Raw genomic sequence first — 13,497 nt, forward strand, 5'->3', positions numbered from 1 at the left:
TCGGAGAAAACGAGTGTGCAAGTCCCGTTTTACTCCAGTCGGGCTTTCTGTCGCTGCCCTCCCACATAGCATCTAGGCCAAGCAGGATTCCAAGACACGAAGTACAGGACATGAAAACCGGCGCGAAGAACATCAGTGTCGCAAGGATGTTGCAGAATGCCCTGACCGGACGGGGGAGGCACGCATGGTCCGGATGGATGAAGGAAAACAGTGACGGTTGCTGCTGATCGTTTTGCATGTGAAGCTCCGTGTAGGTAATGAACTGGATCTGTCGGTCCCGTCGCGACGGCTCGTCGTGCGGAACAGATCCAGGTTCCCATGGACCAGAGGGAAAGCAAGTTGATGCGGACTAGCGAAGCACAATGAGTGGGCGACCTCGTCTGGGTAGCCACTGACGAGGTGCCGGATGCCGACGGCGCGTACATTTGCGCGTCGGCCTGGTTGTGCGACGCCGGTTCTGCCGCAGCATGCGTCGCGAGTGCGCGATAGGGTGCCTGAGGTCGGCACTCAGTCGCCGGTACCAGGCTTCAATCGCTTCGGGCGGGATGCTTGCGTCGATATACCCGGTGACGCCCGAGTCGGTCACAACTTTGATGACCTCGCGGCCGTTGGCCGCGGTGAAGCGTGTGGTATCCAACTGGTATCCCCTTGTGCCGTTGACATGTCACTTGCGCGTGCGGCGTCGTAACCACCGCGCGAGGAGGATGAATGGCGAGAAGTATTCAATAAAGCACTGTCTGCATTCCTCAACGAATACCTGCCAGAGATTCTTTTGCGGATTGCCCATGGGGATCCTTGAATAAGTTGGTTTACCGGAGTAATCCGGTTTGGGAAACGGAAGCCGTCCGACCGCTGGCCTCGCACGTTGATGCTGTGTGAGGGCAAGTCCAGAATCACACGGAATTCCGGAGATGCAAGTTAGGGCGCGTGGCACCAATACGCCTCATAAGCGCGCCGCCACCCCAGAGCGGGCCACTTTCGGACCGTAAGTAATTGAGTGCAGCAGGGCGGATCGGAGTCGATCAGGTAAGAGGAGAGCTAGAGCAGAGCTAGAGCTTGCTGCTGCAATGGGGGACTTTCACGCTGATTTATGGGACATCTGTGTGACAGCAGGCAGAAGGGCTTTGAACGCTCCTGGTGAGCTGCTGTCGGATGTATTGAAGTAAGGCGTCCCGCTATGAAGTGCGGAAACGATGCGAATATCCGCGACACACGCAACGGTCGATGCATAGACGGCAATTCTGGTGGACCCGTGGGCTCGGCTGTTTGCGCGTTCGCTGACGTTCCTGCACTGGTTGCAAAGCGTTCCGCCCTACGACATGTTGCTTGATGGCTCGACCGCAAAGACGCGGGTCATAGAGCCGCGAGAGTATCCATACCAAGGTCCCAGGGGTTGTCTCGGCGATCGTTGGTGACAAGGAGCAGGTTCAGAAGGCAACGAACTACGCTGTCGCAGCGAAAGCGCTTGCGCTCCGATCAGGAGCTGTGATAGCTTTCGAATCACGCCGCCCTGCGTGCGGCATGCTGTTTCAAATGCGGTAGGGATCCGCCTGCAGATTTTGACGTTCAAGTCGTCAATTCTGTTCGGGTTTCATTCGCGACTCTCCCAGAAAGTCTCCCCCTGCTTCGTGTGCCGTCGGCTGCGAAGCAGCGGCAATCAATCTCAAGCTCCAGGTCTCAGCTCTGCGCACTGGCTTCGGCCTAGGCTCGCGTGTCCACTGTACGCCGAGCGCATGAACTTGTCAGGCAGTGACACCTGATACCAGTCTTGGCTGGTGTCTGGTTTATTCACCATTTGCATTACAACGGGTTTCGTAGCTAGCCCTGCCCGCGCCTCGAAGTGGCGAAGCGCGGATCCTGCAGCGCCCCTTATGGCCGCGTGCAGGAGATCGCTACACGTTCAATCGCATTCCTAATTGATGGGTGCGGTTGGCTTTGCCACCGTGGGTCGCCGATTGGGGCGACCTGACCGCCTTCGATTCGAGGCGGGAAGACAAACCAGGAGAACGGAATGGAAAAGAAGATGGATGATGCAGTCGAAGTGCCGATTGCCGCCTCGCTGCCTCAGCGGCCGACGAGCTACTCGGGTTGGGACCTGATCCGCGCGCGTCTCGACAAGGTAACTGCAGATGACGTTGAGGAGTGCCGTGCGCTGTATGACATGCTTGAGCACGTGCGTCAGTGCGCCCGGCTGGAGCATTGGCGCTCGCTGCAGGGCTATTTCGGGTCAATTCCGCGCTGCGTGAAGGCGGTGGGCGGGAAGGGGCGTTAGGCCACGCCGGGGAGCCCCGTACCCGTGCAGGCTCCGAAAGTGTGAAGTGGACTGAATTGCTAACCGAGATCGCGGGCGCTGGTTAGCGCCCGTGGTTTCTTTGCAGCGCCGGGAGGGCCAATGGGTAGTGATCTGAAACGACAACTGCGCCTGCTGATTGGGCAGTTTGACGGCGACCGTGATAGCTACAGCTATAAGGTGCATCACTACGTTCTGCCGCGTTTGGCGGATATTCTGTATGAACGCGGATTCAAGCTGGGCCGGGCGGAGAACCTCGCACAGCGGCACGTCGACGTCATTCTTCGTGCCGTCTTCGAGCAGGGGCTGCCGCAGGAAACGGTGCGTCTGGTCTGGAGCGAGCTCGGCCATTGGGCGCGGTGGGTGAGAAAGGGGCATCTCGTGCTGCCGCTTGAGGCCTGCTGGCAGAAATACCATGCGCCCATCAACGAGGTTCCATGCGATTTGCCCCGTCGCGCCTGACGCGGAGGTCGTGGGTAACCAGGTCGCCGAGATGGAGGGAAGGGGGCGGCTCGTGGCGTTCGCCGCGAGCCCCACCAGATAACATGCGTTTAGCCTGACGCCCCCCGAGCAGTCGCGAGCACGCCGCAAGGCGATGTTCGTCTCCTGCTCTCGTCAATCGCGTCGATCACACTCCTGACGACAGTGGATTCACCGCGGAGCTTGCGCGGGCGGATCCGTAATATACCGTCACGCGGATTTCAGGATCGTCACGTTGTGGGCGTCCACGCGCGTGAGCAGATCGAGCCGATCGCCAAGCTTGCGCCACGCCTCCATCTGCTCCTCTTTCTTGACGGCGCGCTGGTACACCCGCCTCATGCGGTTCTCATCCAGGTGGTTTAGGCACTTCTCGATGACATCGGGACGCACGCCCAGTTCTCCCATGAGCGTGGCACCGGTACGGCGCAGGTCGTGGGGCGTCCAGTTACCGCCCGGCAGCATCAGGGCGTTGGTCAGCTTGGTCCCATTGGTCTTTTCCTTGCCACGTTGGCGATCATGCAATTGCTTGGTGATCGATTTGGGTGTCACGGTGCCTTCAATCCGATGAGACGGAAAGAGGCGCACCGGATCGGCCGACGACGCCAGTAATGCCTGCAGGTGGCGCTTCGCACAGTCGCTGAGATAGATCGTGTGGGGCTTGCTGTTCTTCGTCTCGGGCAGAACCCAGACGCCGGCCCGGAGGTCGATATCGGTCTTCGCCGCTCCGGTAAGTTCACCAATGCGGCAGCAGGTCGAGAGCATGACCCACACCGCGTGAGTTGTGGAATCCAGCAGATTGGCGGCGGCAAGCCGGCCTGGCAGCAGGCGGATTTCGTCTTCCGACAGGACCCGGTCGCGCTCAGTCTCCTTGCCGCCCACGTCGCGTTTCTTGATGCCGAAGGTCGGGTCCACCAGCACGATCTCGCGCACCAGCGCAAAGCCGAACATCTGGCGCAGCTCAGACAGCAGTCGGTTAGCAAGGCGATTGGCACCACGCGCTTTCACCGTGTCGAGGATATCCATGACGTCGCGGCGCCTGATGTCATCCGCGTACCGGTTGCCGATTGATGGCAGCACGTCCTTTTCCAGTCCGCGCCGCGTTTCCGCGCCGCGGTCCTTGCGGCCCGCGAGTTCGAGCTCGGCCCAGCGCTCGAAGAGAGCCCGGACGGTCAGGCGCCGCTCGCGTGCCGCCAGCGCTTCACGCTCGCGCTGCTGCGCGTCTGCCGCAGCTACGCGGGCGTCCTCGATCTGTTTCTGGATGTCGATACCGCTGCGTGCGAGCGCGCGGATCTCGGCAGCCCGCTCGCGCGCCGTCGCCAACGAGCAGTACCCTTTGCCAGTCCCGTAGGGCTCGGGCAGGCGGTATTCGCGCTCACGTCCTTCGATCATGTAGAGGACGCACCAGACCGCAGTGCCGGTGGGGGCGATGCGCAGCCGCAATCCAGTGTCGGCGGTCAGCTTGCGTGGCTTGCCGTCGCTCACACGCTGCGCCGCAATCGCGGCCTCGATATCCCGCACGGTCAGTTTTGTCATGTTGGTATCCCTGGTCCGGATCCGGACGTGCGCCGCCCGTACCCGAAATCTACCCGAAAATGCGCCGGCTCACACCATGATTTTGCGAACTTTGGCGAACGACGAAAACGCATTTAAGTTATACAAATCAATGGGTTGCATGATATGCCGAACGCTCGCGGACGCCGGCGAACGTGCATACACCGTTATGGGGTGCAGGTGGTCGGAGGTTCAAATCCTCTCGCCCCGACCAAAGAAATCAAGGCCTTATGGATGTTTGTCCATAAGGCCTTTTTCGTTTGGCGCGGATTTTGCCCCCACGTTTGCCGCCACACGATGGACGGCTCTCGCGGGAACAAGGCAGAACTTTCGGCGGTACGCATTCGTTGCGTAGGAGTTTGGGCGATTGCTCGGGCGTAAAGGTGCGCCCATTGCGGCGAGCTGTACTGAACGCGCTGCCAACGCGGTTGTTTGCGAGGGTCGGTCAGCGGCTCAAAGTAGGTCGACGATACGAATGATGCCTGCGGAGTAGGCGCAGCACGGTTACCAAGTCAACCACTCCGTCATTTGCGGCATAACGGGGGCGGGCAAACGTAGCGTCACGTTAATATGTACCGCGACATAAATTCCAAAGTTCGAGAGTTCGGTCGACGTAGGCGACCACAATGGCAGCAGCGCGCCAAAGGGTCTCGTAGCTGCGGTGATGCGGCTGATGCGGCACTTCGTTGTCCGACGACGGATCTGTGCATCAAATCCCTAGCCGATTTGGTTTTTGCTCAGAGAACAAAATTGGCGCAGATTGGGGTTGTTGTCTTCAACGGCCAAAGTTGAATAGGGCATTCATTACCGGCGACTCATTGAGGCTAGGGACGCTCGTCACAACGATGCCTACCGAAGCGATTCGTTTGCCTGGCTCTGGCGACGCGATTTCCGTGTTCGCTTGGACGGCCAGCTCGGCCCTGCAATGAAGGTTGAGCATTCGGCCGGCCGATCGTCCAGACAAACAAGACCGACGCGGCAGATGCGCGGGCTATCTGGACGGCGGTTCAGCAGCCGGGGATGCGAACCGTGGCGGCAAAGACAGAAGACCAGCAGGCGATGCTTGGATTGCACCGGATGCGTTCGCTGCTGATCACGTTCCTCGCCATGGAGTGCCCGCAAGACCCGGATGCATCGCTCCAGCGTGCGGCGCACGCCGCGCGACAGATGCGGATGGCGCCGAAGCATCTCTTCTAGTACCGCAACAGGCCGGATGCCCGGAGCGGACTGCAGCAGCGGAACTATCTCAGCGTCGAAAATCATCTCAGCGTCGAAGATCTCATCCAGCGGATCCGCGCGTCGGCGCTCGCGCGGCGCCTTCTTCTGCGATGGTAATCGTGGATCCTCTTCGATGCGGTAGGCCGTGGCGACGCTGAACCCGGCGCGCGCAGCCGCACTGGGCGGCCCTTCCTTGAGTCTGTGCTTCATGTAAAGCCTCATCTGGTGGTCGTTGACGTGTCGTCCGGGCACCGCGGTCTCCCTGGCATGGAAGGCTCGTTGATATCCGATCCACCGCGACCACCGACAAAGCCCTTCATTTGCGGGAGCCTCAACGGCGCGGCGTGGCGGCAGCGGTTCCGGGCTACGCCCGTCCCCGCTGACGCCACGCCAGTACTCTCATCCTGATTGACGCGCGGCACCCGCGTCCGCGGCAAGCTGCCCGCGAGTTGACAGTGCCCGGGCGGGATGCAGCGGGTTGCCCCTAACTCGCTGTCGGTTGTTGCACACCTGAACTGAAGTCGCAGCAACGCCGTGCAACGTCGGCAACCATGTGCCCCAGCGCGGAATGTGATTGCTTCAGGAAAATCGCGTCGTAGCGAACCATCGGTGCAGGAGGGTTGGTCATCACGATCTGCATGAGCCGGTTCTGGATTTGCTGCCTGAAAAGGTCGACCGGCAGCAAGCTCACGCCAACCCCGGCCGCCACGAGGCCGCCTACTACCACCGCATTGTTGCCACCGCAAATACGCTCAGGGTCGACGCCCGCACTTTCGAAACTCCTGGAACTCAGAATCGTGATGATGGATGCGGGAATCTGCTCGATGACCGGAGCGGTGCCCAGTTCGTGCAGCCGCACTGTGCGCTTGCTGTCGAACGCACCGGGACGGCAGAACCAGGCGAAGCGGGCGTTCCCGAGCATTACGCGCTCGACTGATGCGGGCAGCTCTGCCTCGGGCAAAATCGCGAAGTCGAGGCGTCCATCGATCACCCGCTCTTGCAGCGGCCCGGACATGTCGACATGGGGTTGCAGGATGAGATTTGGAAAAAGCCCGCGCATCTGCTGGAGGAACGTTGGGAACCACGTCAACGCAACCAGTTCGGTCAGACCGATGTGTAGCACGCGGGCCATATGCCGGTCGGCGTCCTGATACGCTTCGAGTCGCTCAATGCTGTCCAGCAAGCCTTCGCACAGCGTGAACATCTCGTGCCCTTTCGCGGACAACCTTGCTTTCTTGCCGCTCCCTTCGAACAAACGTGCTGCGGACTTCGCTTCGACATCCTGCAGGCGCTTGGTCGCCGCGGACTGCGTGATATGGAGCTTGTCGGCCGCCCGCTGAACGGTGCCGAGCTTCGCTACCCAGTAGAACGTCTCGATCTGCTTGATGGTCAGCATCGTTATTTGGCCTCGTTGACGAGCGATTCGCGTGCGCGTGCGTCCTGATAGCGCATTCCATAATTACACGTCACGCGCGCGAGGGTAATGACCTTGCGGTGGAACGGTGTCAGCGCGTCTTGCCGCGCAACGGCGACATAGCGCACCGGCGGCATCACCGGTGTCACATGGACTGCACGCAACATACCCAGTGTTACGAGTTCACCGGAGATGGCGTCTGGCAGACAGGCGATACCCAAACCCGCGCTCGCCATGCCGCCAAGCGCCGCGAAGTTGTTGCAGGTCAGGATGCTGCGCGGTTGCACACCGTTGCGCTCGAGCCATTTGCTCATGACATGTCCGACCGCAGAGTCGGCAGACTGGGACAGCAACGTCAACTGGCCGAGTTCCGACACGGCGAGCCTGCGCCGCTTGAGGCTGAACGTCGGACTGCAGAACCAGCCGTTACGCACGTTGGCGAGCGGGAACCGCACTATGTCCGCCCAGCGTGGCGTGTCGGGCACGATGGCCAGATCCAGCTGCGCCTGTCTGAGCTTTTCGTAGAGTTCCACCGCGACGCCACCCACCTCCAGTTCGACGTCCACCAGCGGAAAGGTAGAACGCAATGCATCAATGAAGCCAGGTAACCAGGTTAGCGCCGCGAGCTCGGTCACGCCGAGCCTCAACGAGCGCCGCAATACTTTCTCGCTCGCATACTGACTTAACAGGGCGTCGCGTTGCTGAAGAATCGTGCGCGCCTGCGACAGTATTTCGAGTCCGTCGACGGTAAGCCGTGCCGATCGCGAACCGCGGTCGAATAGCGGTTTCGGGAACTGACTCTCCAGCTCGCGAACGTGGCGCGATACGCCGGACTGAACGCTGCCGAGTTTGCGCCCAGCCGCTTCGAACGAACCCATATCCGCGATTGCAACCAGTGCCTCGAGTTGCAGAAAAGTGATCTGGCGTGCCACGTAGTCCCTCTCCAATCAATCTCATTTTGGAATGGATAAGTATGCGCAAATATCTCTTTGTTTGGGATTTTTTTCCACCAAGAATATGACCTCCAAGTCCCCTGCAATGCAGATCGAGCACATCAAGAGCTCGCGGCGCTTTGAAACACCCTGTCTACGGAGATCGCATGAAATCGTCTAACAAACTGATCGCGGCATTGCTGGGGTTCACCCTGGCCGTGCTTGCGGGTACCGCACAGGCAGACCAGCTCGCGGACATCAAGGCGCGTGGAACGCTGGTGTGCGGAGTACTGGCCAACTTCGAGCCATTTGGCTTTCAGGATCCGGCATCACGGGAGATCGTCGGTTACGACGTCGACTACTGCAAGGGCGTCGCCAAGGCTCTGGGCGTCAAGCCCGTGTTGCAGGTGGTGTCGATGGAGGCACGTATTCCGGAACTGCTGCAAGGCCGTGTCGATGTGCTCGCCGCGGTGCTCGGCTACTCGCCGGCGCGCGCCGAACAGCTCACATTCACGCATCAGTATTACGTCGCCAAGCAGGTCATTGCAGTGAAGACCGCTGGCCCGTTCAAAGCTCGGGACGATCTCAACGGCAAGCGCGTCAGTACAATCAAAGGCTCCAGCAATATCGCAATCATGGGTCAGGTCATGCCGAGCGTGCAGCTCGTCAGCTATGACGACTCGCCATCCGCTTTCCTGGCCATGGTGCAGGGCAAGGTCAATGGGTTTGTCGTCTCCGAACCCATCATGCATCGCTTTGCCGCCAAACTCGGTCATGACACCACTGTTGGAGCGCTGTCGCCGCCGGTGGGTCTCGAATACTGGGGACTCGGTATCAAGAAGGGCGATCCGGCATTACTCGACGCGGTGAATAACGCGCTGGACGGGATGGAAAAATCAGGCGAGGCCCAGCAGATTTTCGACAAATGGCTCGGCCCCAATACGATCTATCAGATGCATCGCGATTTCAGGATCGGGCCGATCAAGGGCTGACCTCCATACCGTTTTGTGTGGTGAGGATTACTCATGTTAACGCATCTCAACTTTTCGAGCATCTTCACAGATCAGAATCTGAAGCATCTCATGTGGGGAGTTCAGTACACCGTGCTGCTCACGCTGACGAGCTGGGTACTAGCGGTCGCGCTCGGTACGGTGCTGGCGATGTTGCGTGCGATAGGTAACCCGTTCATCGAGAGGATCGTCGCCGGCTACGTTGCCTACCATCAGAACGTGCCGATGCTCGCGCAACTGTTCCTCTGGTATTTCGGGTTCCCAACGCTGTTGCCGGAAAGCGCGCAAGGATGGATCAACGCCCATGGGGGCGAATTCATCTTCGCGTCGATTGCCATTGGTCTGTGCATGGCGGCGTACTTCTCGGAGGATATTAGAAGTGGCCTGCGGGCGGTATCGTCAGGTCAACTTGAGGCTGCGCGCTCGCTGGGTTTGAGCTTTCCGAAGTCGATGTGTTACGTGATCCTGCCACAAGGCTTTCGCATCGCAATGCCGCCGTTCATCAACCATACGGTGGTGCTTTTCAAGAATACCAGTCTGGCGATGGCCATCGGCGTTGCGGAGCTGACATACACAGTGCGCGACATTGAGAACCAGACTTTTCAAACCTTTGAAATCTATCTCGTTGGAACGGTCATCTACCTGGCCATTTCATTGGGTCTGATGGGGGTGGGCGCGGCGGTCACGCGCCGCACCCGCATCCTGGCGAAATAAGCGATGCTCGACATACTCATCCACAACGCGCATTTCCTGCTGCTCGGCCAATACCCGAACGGACCGGTCGGCGGTCTCACGCTCACGCTGATTCTCGCGCTGCTCGGTCTCGCTTTAGCGTTTCCGCTTGGCGTGCTGTTGGCATTATGCCGGGTCTCGCCCTACAAGGTATTGAGCATGCCCTCGACGGTGCTCGTCTATATCGTGCGCGGTGTGCCGCTCGTAATGCTGGTGTTCTGGAGTTATTTCCTCGTGCCGGGCCTGATCGGCCATCTGGTGAGCGCATTCACGACCATGGTCGTCACGCTGGTGATTTATCAGGCGGCTTACCTGAGTGAGATTGTCCGTGCCGGCATCGAGTCCTTGCCCAAAGGGCAGACCGAGTCCGCACGCTCCCTCGGGATGAGTTACGGCGCGACGATGCGTCACGTGATTCTGCCGCAGGCGCTGTACAACATGCTGCCGAGCATTCTCAGCCAATGCGTATCGACGGTGAAGGACACATCGATAGGTTATGTGATCAGCGTCCAGGAACTGACGTTTTCGGCTCAGCAGATTAACGCCAGTCTTCTAACACAGCCATTTCAGGTTTTCTTCATTCTCGCTTTGACCTACTTCGTGGTGTGCTACACGCTCACCCAATGCGCGCATGTCATAGAACGGCGCATCGCACATCGGCGTGCCTCAGGAAAGATGCAAAAACTCAGGAGTGTCATCAATGATTCAATTCTCCAAAGTTAACAAGTGGTACGGCGAGTATCAAGCACTCGTCGACGTTACCGCCGAGGTGAAGCGAGGCGAGGTGGTGGTCGTGTGCGGCCCTTCCGGATCAGGCAAGTCCACGCTGATCCGTACCGTCAACCGCCTCGAGGAGATTCACGGTGGCGGGATCACGGTCGACGGAACGAGCGTCCATCAGGCGTCGTTGAACCTGAACCGGTTTCGCACCCGTGTCGGCTTCGTGTTTCAGCAGTTCAACCTGTTTCCTCATCTGTCTGCGCTCGACAACGTGTGCCTGGCGCCGATGAAGGCGGCAGGGAAAAACCGTGCGGATGTGAAGCGACAGGCATTGGCGCTCCTCGATCGCGTGGGTCTCGCCAGCAAGGCGAACTCCTATCCGCAGCAGTTGTCTGGAGGACAGCAGCAACGCGTTGCGATCGCGCGCGCGTTGGCAATGGAGCCACCGGTGATGCTGTTCGACGAGCCGACGAGCGCGCTTGATCCTGAGATGGTTGGCGAAGTGCTCAGCGTCATGAAATCGCTTGCCAGAGATGGGATGACGATGATGTGCGTGACCCACGAGATGGGATTCGCGCGCGAGGTGAGCGACAGCGTCTGGTTCATGGATCGCGGCGCGATTCTCGAGGTAGCCGATCCGCAAACGTTCTTTCGATCGCCGCAGCACCCGCGCGCGCAGGCATTCCTGTCCGACTTACGTCACTAGCCACGCATCATCGATGTGAAGCCGCTCGCCGACGAGATTCATGCCGGTGAAGCGACTCCGACACTCCGAACTATGACTCTATGACAAGAAGCAACATGATTAATCCAATTGCCGCGGACTTGGTGCCGGCGGTCGCAACACCTTGCTTTGTGGTGATGGAAGACCGCGTTCTGCACAATCTGGCGGTCACCGCACTTGCGTGCGGCGGAGTTGAGCGTCTGATGCCGCACGTGAAGACTCACCGCGCGGCGTGGCTCGTTTCGTTGCTGCTGGCCAATGGCGTCCTCGCTTTCAAAGCCAGTACTCTCGCCGAAGTCGAAATGGTGCTGACCGCGGGCGCCACACGCGTCACCTGGGCGTTTCCCACCGTCAATCCGCAAAACATCGGCCGCTTCATCGAGTTGGCCCGGGCATTTCCGAAGGCCGAACTCACGGGCCTGATCGATTCCCGCGAGGGACTGGACGTATGGGCGCGGCTACTCGACGGCGCTTCGCCTTCGATTCGCCTGCGAATCGATCTCGATCCCGGGATGGGGCGCACAGGCCTCACGATGGACGAGGCGGCGCTCGAACTGGCGCGTGGGGTGGAGCGGCTTGGTCGGCTTGCGGGGTGGCATGTTTACGACGGCCACATCCGGGGGGCGTATGACGAGCGCAAAGCTGAAGTGGAAAAACTTGCCGGCACGGTGGAGGTTCTGCAGTCTAGCCTGCGCGGAGACGGCATCGATGTCGACGTCGTCGGCGCATGCAGCTATACGTTCGACCTGTGGCCGCGCTCTGTGATGCAGTACGTGTCGCCGGGTACCTGGGTGTATTCGAACGCCCAGCACCAGAGGGAGCTATCGCATCACAACTGGGTTGCGGCCGGATTTGTGTTGACAACGGTTGTTTCAACGCGCAATGGCACGTCGACACTGGACGCCGGCAGCAAGGCGATCTCGCCGGACAAACCGCTGCGGGAGCGTTTTGCCGGTGCCGGCGAGATCGTGATGATGAACGAAGAGCACACCGTGATCCGCAGCGACGCACTTCGCACCGGCGACAGGCTGTTACTGATCCCAGAGCACACGTGTACCACCGCCTACCTGTACAGCAATGCGCTGGTTCGATCTCTCGACGGACAGTGGGAATACCGCGATCAACTCGGCAACGAACGTTCTGTTGTCGCGTTGACGCGGTGACTGCCAAAGGGCGAGTACATGCGGACCCTGTTCATACTCCTTCCAACTTGAGACTTCACACATGACCGAATCGAGCAAGCAACCGTCCACAGGCGGTCACTACAGCCTATGGCGCCGCGCAGGCGGACTGATTTTTGTGGCAGGTCAGGTTCCGAGAGATCCTGAGCGAAACATTATTGGCGCCACGATCGAAGAGCAAACGACCGCGGTGCTCAACAATTTGCGTTTTGTCCTGGAAGACGCCGGCACTGATTTCAGCCGGCTTGTTCGCATCCAGGCGTATCTGTCGGACATCAGCGAATTCCCACGCTTTAACGCCGTATACGCCAAAGTGATGGGCGCTGCTGCTCCCGTACGAACCACTATCGGGTGCGCGTTGAATGGCGTGCGTATCGAAATTGATGCTGTTGCGGAACCTGGTGATGCGCCGTTCCGCCCAGCAGTAAATAGCTAACCAGCTTCTCACAGGGAAAGACGATGGACCTACAGCTAAAAGATAAGACCGCCCTCGTGCTTGGCGGTGGTGGCGGTCTTGGTGGCGTCATCTCGCGAACGCTTGCGGCCGAGGGCGTTCGCGTTGCCGTTGCCGATATTGATCTGGCGGCAGCCGAAAGGACCGCAAAAGCAGTGAGAGAGGCGGGCTCCCATGCCATTGCGCTTCAGTGGGATCTTGGAGATATGTCTACCGTGGACAGTCATGTCGCACGGATCGAGGACGAACTGGGCTCCATCGACGTATTGGTGAACAATACCGGAGGCCCCCCGCCGACGCCAGCGCATGGACAGGATGCAGCACTGTGGCGCAAGCATTTCGAGAGCATGGTCTTGTCAGTGGTATCCATCACCGACCGGGTGCTTCCGGGAATGCGCGAACGTGGTTTCGGCAGGGTGATCACCAGCACCTCATCGGGTGTTGTCTCGCCTATACCGAATCTCGGGCTGTCGAACGCACTGCGCATGTCTCTCGTCGGCTGGTCGAAAACACTGGCGCGGGAAGTCGGTCGCGATGGCGTTACCTGCAACATCGTGCTGCCCGGACGTATTGCCACCGATCGCATACGCTTCCTTGACGAGGCCAAAGCCAGGCGCGAAGGACGATCAGTCGAGGACGTTGCTGCCGAGAGCACCGGGTCGATTCCGGTGGGGCGCTACGGCGAGCCGCAAGAGTACGCAGATGTGGTGACCTTCCTTGCGAGTCCTCGAGCTTCATACATTACTGGCTCGACAGTCCGGATCGACGGTGGCCTGATCGCCAGCATCTGA

The 13,497-nt window shown here is 59.7% G+C and carries 12 protein-coding genes and 3 pseudogenes; 10 read left to right on the top strand and 5 right to left on the bottom strand.

The window, feature by feature from the left end:
* Positions 1–238 (bottom strand): annotated as a pseudogene (locus tag SB772_RS31735) (hypothetical protein); the annotation flags it as partial.
* 1,773 nt (positions 239–2,011) lie between these two features.
* On the opposite strand from SB772_RS31735, the gene SB772_RS31740 reads away from it, so the two are divergent.
* Both SB772_RS31740 and SB772_RS31745 read left to right on the top strand, forming a co-directional pair.
* Positions 2,012–2,272 (top strand): hypothetical protein, encoded by a 261-nt coding sequence (locus tag SB772_RS31740; RefSeq protein ID WP_410837104.1) that lies wholly within the window; start codon positions 2,012–2,014, stop codon positions 2,270–2,272.
* 120 nt (positions 2,273–2,392) lie between these two features.
* A complete protein-coding gene (locus SB772_RS31745) occupies positions 2,393–2,752 on the top strand; it encodes a hypothetical protein (protein ID WP_410837105.1) in 360 nt (119 codons plus the stop codon).
* 228 nt (positions 2,753–2,980) lie between these two features.
* On the opposite strand, the gene SB772_RS31750 is transcribed toward SB772_RS31745, so the two are convergent.
* Positions 2,981–4,303, bottom strand: coding sequence for a tyrosine-type recombinase/integrase (locus tag SB772_RS31750; RefSeq protein ID WP_410837106.1), 1,323 nt, complete (start codon positions 4,301–4,303; stop codon positions 2,981–2,983).
* A 963-nt stretch (positions 4,304–5,266) separates the two neighbouring features.
* On the opposite strand from SB772_RS31750, the pseudogene SB772_RS31755 reads away from it, so the two are divergent.
* Positions 5,267–5,434 (top strand): annotated as a pseudogene (locus tag SB772_RS31755) (IS110 family transposase); the annotation flags it as partial.
* On the opposite strand, the pseudogene SB772_RS31760 reads toward SB772_RS31755, so the two are convergent.
* The 3 genes and pseudogenes from SB772_RS31760 to SB772_RS31770 form a co-directional block, all read right to left on the bottom strand.
* Positions 5,414–5,761 (bottom strand): annotated as a pseudogene (locus SB772_RS31760) (IS21 family transposase); the annotation flags it as partial. The pseudogenes SB772_RS31755 and SB772_RS31760 sit on opposite strands and share 21 nt — an antisense overlap.
* Positions 5,762–6,023: 262 nt before the next feature.
* A complete protein-coding gene (locus SB772_RS31765) occupies positions 6,024–6,935 on the bottom strand; it encodes a LysR family transcriptional regulator (protein ID WP_410837107.1) in 912 nt (303 codons plus the stop codon).
* A 2-nt stretch (positions 6,936–6,937) separates the two neighbouring features.
* Complete coding sequence (locus tag SB772_RS31770; protein ID WP_410837108.1) at positions 6,938–7,885, bottom strand: LysR family transcriptional regulator; 948 nt, start codon at positions 7,883–7,885, stop codon at positions 6,938–6,940.
* Positions 7,886–8,052: 167 nt separating this feature from the next.
* Between SB772_RS31770 and SB772_RS31775 the strand changes: the two genes are divergently transcribed.
* The 7 genes from SB772_RS31775 to SB772_RS31805 all read left to right on the top strand — a co-directional run bounded on the left by SB772_RS31775 (position 8,053) and on the right by SB772_RS31805 (position 13,497).
* Positions 8,053–8,877: an ABC transporter substrate-binding protein gene (locus tag SB772_RS31775; protein WP_410837109.1), complete on the top strand. Its 825-nt coding sequence runs from the start codon at positions 8,053–8,055 to the stop codon at positions 8,875–8,877.
* Between the two features lie 33 nt (positions 8,878–8,910).
* Entirely contained in the window at positions 8,911–9,609 is a 699-nt protein-coding gene (locus tag SB772_RS31780; RefSeq protein ID WP_410837110.1) for an amino acid ABC transporter permease, read from the top strand.
* A gap of 3 nt (positions 9,610–9,612) precedes the next feature.
* Positions 9,613–10,350, top strand: a complete 738-nt coding sequence (locus tag SB772_RS31785) for an amino acid ABC transporter permease (protein WP_410837111.1) — start codon at positions 9,613–9,615, stop codon at positions 10,348–10,350.
* Entirely contained in the window at positions 10,328–11,053 is a 726-nt protein-coding gene (locus tag SB772_RS31790; protein WP_410837112.1) for an amino acid ABC transporter ATP-binding protein, read from the top strand. Before SB772_RS31785 ends, SB772_RS31790 begins: the two co-directional genes overlap by 23 nt.
* A gap of 95 nt (positions 11,054–11,148) precedes the next feature.
* On the top strand, positions 11,149–12,234 hold the full coding sequence (locus tag SB772_RS31795; protein ID WP_410837113.1) for an alanine racemase: 1,086 nt from the start codon (positions 11,149–11,151) through the stop codon (positions 12,232–12,234).
* A 61-nt stretch (positions 12,235–12,295) separates the two neighbouring features.
* The gene (locus SB772_RS31800; protein WP_410837114.1) at positions 12,296–12,688 is read left to right on the top strand and encodes a RidA family protein; all 393 of its coding nucleotides are present in this window, start codon (positions 12,296–12,298) and stop codon (positions 12,686–12,688) included.
* 23 nt (positions 12,689–12,711) lie between these two features.
* Positions 12,712–13,497, top strand: coding sequence for an SDR family oxidoreductase (locus SB772_RS31805; protein ID WP_410837115.1), 786 nt, complete (start codon positions 12,712–12,714; stop codon positions 13,495–13,497).

Origin of the sequence: Paraburkholderia sp. SIMBA_030, from assembly GCF_046535245.1 — a bacterium.
GTDB lineage: Bacteria > Pseudomonadota > Gammaproteobacteria > Burkholderiales > Burkholderiaceae > Paraburkholderia.

Coding starts and splice junctions, on each gene's coding strand:
- SB772_RS31745 (WP_410837105.1), top strand. CDS start 2,393: ATGGGTAGTGATCTGAAACGACAACTGCGCCTGCTGATTGGGCAGTTT.
- SB772_RS31800 (WP_410837114.1), top strand. CDS start 12,296: ATGACCGAATCGAGCAAGCAACCGTCCACAGGCGGTCACTACAGCCTA.
- SB772_RS31805 (WP_410837115.1), top strand. CDS start 12,712: ATGGACCTACAGCTAAAAGATAAGACCGCCCTCGTGCTTGGCGGTGGT.
- SB772_RS31790 (WP_410837112.1), top strand. CDS start 10,328: ATGATTCAATTCTCCAAAGTTAACAAGTGGTACGGCGAGTATCAAGCA.
- SB772_RS31795 (WP_410837113.1), top strand. CDS start 11,149: ATGATTAATCCAATTGCCGCGGACTTGGTGCCGGCGGTCGCAACACCT.
- SB772_RS31785 (WP_410837111.1), top strand. CDS start 9,613: ATGCTCGACATACTCATCCACAACGCGCATTTCCTGCTGCTCGGCCAA.
- SB772_RS31765 (WP_410837107.1), bottom strand. CDS start 6,935: ATGCTGACCATCAAGCAGATCGAGACGTTCTACTGGGTAGCGAAGCTC.
- SB772_RS31740 (WP_410837104.1), top strand. CDS start 2,012: ATGGAAAAGAAGATGGATGATGCAGTCGAAGTGCCGATTGCCGCCTCG.
- SB772_RS31775 (WP_410837109.1), top strand. CDS start 8,053: ATGAAATCGTCTAACAAACTGATCGCGGCATTGCTGGGGTTCACCCTG.
- SB772_RS31780 (WP_410837110.1), top strand. CDS start 8,911: ATGTTAACGCATCTCAACTTTTCGAGCATCTTCACAGATCAGAATCTG.
- SB772_RS31750 (WP_410837106.1), bottom strand. CDS start 4,303: ATGACAAAACTGACCGTGCGGGATATCGAGGCCGCGATTGCGGCGCAG.